This window comes from Microcystis sp. LE19-41.2A, assembly GCF_027530405.1.
GTDB classification, from domain to species: Bacteria; Cyanobacteriota; Cyanobacteriia; order Cyanobacteriales; family Microcystaceae; genus Microcystis; species Microcystis aeruginosa.
Window position 1 is genome coordinate 1 of record NZ_JAPZQJ010000374.1, and the last position, 2,403, is coordinate 2,403.

Genomic DNA, 2,403 nt, shown 5'->3' on the forward strand with positions numbered 1-2,403 from the left:
CAGCAATTCTCATTTTAAAAAGTAACAAGTGATACAGACAGAAACAAAGCTTTAAGCAAGCTACAAAATGCGCTCCCGCGAGTGCGACTGCATCGCAGAGAAGTGAGTATATAGAGTATTTATACTCAAAATATTTGAAAGATGGGAGAAATCTAGAACAAAAGTTCTCTACATCAGAAAGAGAACCAAATAAAAATTGATGATTGTTGTCTGTTGAGGTAAAATTATTAAGTTGGAAATATTAATTAATCAAACTGTTCTGCGATGACGAAAAAGGCTGTGACTTGAGAAATTCCTGAATTAAGACAATTTTTAGTTCAAGAATTACATGACTTACCCGATGACAGAAAACCAGGAAACAATACCAAATATCAGGTAGAAGATGCAGTTAAGGCGGCTTTTTCGGTTTTTTTTACTCAGTCACCTTCTTTTTTAGAGCATCAACGTTTGATGAAAAGTAGTAAGGGAAAAGATAATGCTTCAAGTTTATTTGGTATCAAAAAAATACCTGGTGATAATCAAATCAGAAACCTGTTAGCTCCTATCCCAGCTGCCACAATATTTGGCTCTTTTCAACAAGTCTATCAATGGTTAAAAAAACCGGGAGTTATTAAAAAATTTTTCTACTTAGATGAGGAAATTTTAATAGCTTTAGATGGTACGGAATATTTTTCTTCAAAGAAAATTAGTTGTCCCCATTGTAATTGCCGCAATCCTCGTAATGGAACGACAACTTATTTTCATGGTTGCGTCACGCCAATTGTGGTTTCTCCTGAGCAAAAACAAGTGATTAATTTAGAACCAGAATTTATTAAAAAACAAGATGGGCAGCAAAAACAAGATTGTGAAAATGCGGCTGTTAAAAGATGGTTAGATAAGAATCATCAAAAGAAGTATGGTTATCCTGTAACCCTGTTAGGAGATGACTTATACTCTCGCCAACCTATCTGTGAGTTAGCTCTAAAACAAGGTTATAATTTTATTTTTGTTTGTCTTGAAAATTCTCATAAAACCTTATATGAATGGCGAGAATTTTTAGAAAAAAGTGGAGAAGTTAAAACCGTAGAAAAGAAACAATGGGATGGACGAAAGAATCTCATTTATCGTTATCGTTATGTTTCTAGAGTTCCTCTGAGAGAGGTCGAGTCAAGTCTCGAAGTTAATTGGTGTGAAGTCACAGTCATTAATGAAAAAACACAGAAAATTATCTATCAAAATAATTGGATTACCAATCATCAAATTACTGAAAATAATGTTGAAAAAATTGTCAAAGCTGGACGCAGCAGATGGAAAGTTGAGAATGAAGGAAATAACGTTCTTAAAAATCACGGTTATAATTTAGAACATAATTTTGGTCATGGTCAAAGTCATTTATGCGAGTTCTTGTTGTCTTTAAATTTACTAGCTTTTTTATTTCATACCGTTTGAGATTTAGTTAATCATACTTATCAAAAGATTCGTGAGTTATTAGTTACTCGCACCAGTTTTTTTAATGATATTCGTACTTTATTAAAATATTTTTGGTTGAAGAATTGGTCAGAGTTTTTCTTGTTTATTCTTCCCGAATATGTCCCGCTCAAAAAAATAAATTCTCGTTAAAAATGTCAATTTTTCGAGAGAAGGAAAGATTATTTTATTCATTGAAAAAACCACAAATTAGGTCAGAATTTCAGCTAAATTTATGAGTTGAGATAAGTTTTTTATGGGCAGATATTTTAAAACTGTCTCTTGAAGCTAATTATGATGATTATCTTGAAAAAAAATGATAATTAGACAGAAGTTCTCTTGTTCACATAGAGAACTTTATCTTCTTTTGTTTTCAAAATGAGAATTGCTGGTATTTTATCCATGACTACAATGCACAGCAAAGCAAAGGATTAAGCCGCCATCACTACTACCGAATCACCACCGTAACTCTTCCATGATTACCTTGCTATTTGATCACTTCTAGGGTATCAAAAAACCCTTTAGTCTAAAAGGTCAAACTGAATTAATTTGGTTTAAAGTTGAACTTAGCAATGTTTGACAATCCCGATCGGTAGAGAAAGCAAGAAAAGAAAATGACTCCAGCACTCGCAACCCTTGAATTAAATCTTCAGACTAACGTAAGCAACGCTCAAGTCCTGCCGGTCGCAACGCGCTCGCTACGCGAGATCGCCCACCAGCCAAAAATTGACTGCCAAGTGCCGCACTCGCTGCCGGGGCGCCTTCGCCTGGGCATCCCCAAACTGGCTGGAGATACCACATATAGCGAGAAACTGACTTATCGAAAATTTGGGTTAAAACCCCGTCCTTTTAGGACGGCTTTAAGCTACAATGGAAAAAGCGATAACCAAGCTAAAAACTGAACCTTGACAACAGATAGTAGGGGGTTTTGTTCAGAAAAGAATTCAAATTCGGCCT

At 34.9% G+C, this 2,403-nt stretch carries 1 protein-coding gene and 1 pseudogene; both read left to right on the forward strand.

Annotated features, from left to right (window positions below; translation table 11 throughout):
• The first annotated feature begins 291 nt into the window (after window positions 1–291).
• Window positions 292–1,513 (forward strand): annotated as a pseudogene (locus O9290_RS15235) (ISNCY family transposase).
• A gap of 547 nt (window positions 1,514–2,060) precedes the next feature.
• Window positions 2,061–2,348 carry a hypothetical protein gene (locus O9290_RS15240; RefSeq protein ID WP_288058439.1) on the forward strand — a complete coding sequence of 96 codons (288 nt, stop codon included), beginning with the start codon at window positions 2,061–2,063 and terminating at the stop codon, window positions 2,346–2,348.
• The last annotated feature ends 55 nt before the right edge of the window (window positions 2,349–2,403 follow it).

Excerpts from the sequence above, each read along its gene's own strand:
- O9290_RS15240 (WP_288058439.1), top strand. The coding sequence starts at position 2,061 with ATGACTCCAGCACTCGCAACCCTTGAATTAAATCTTCAGACTAACGTA.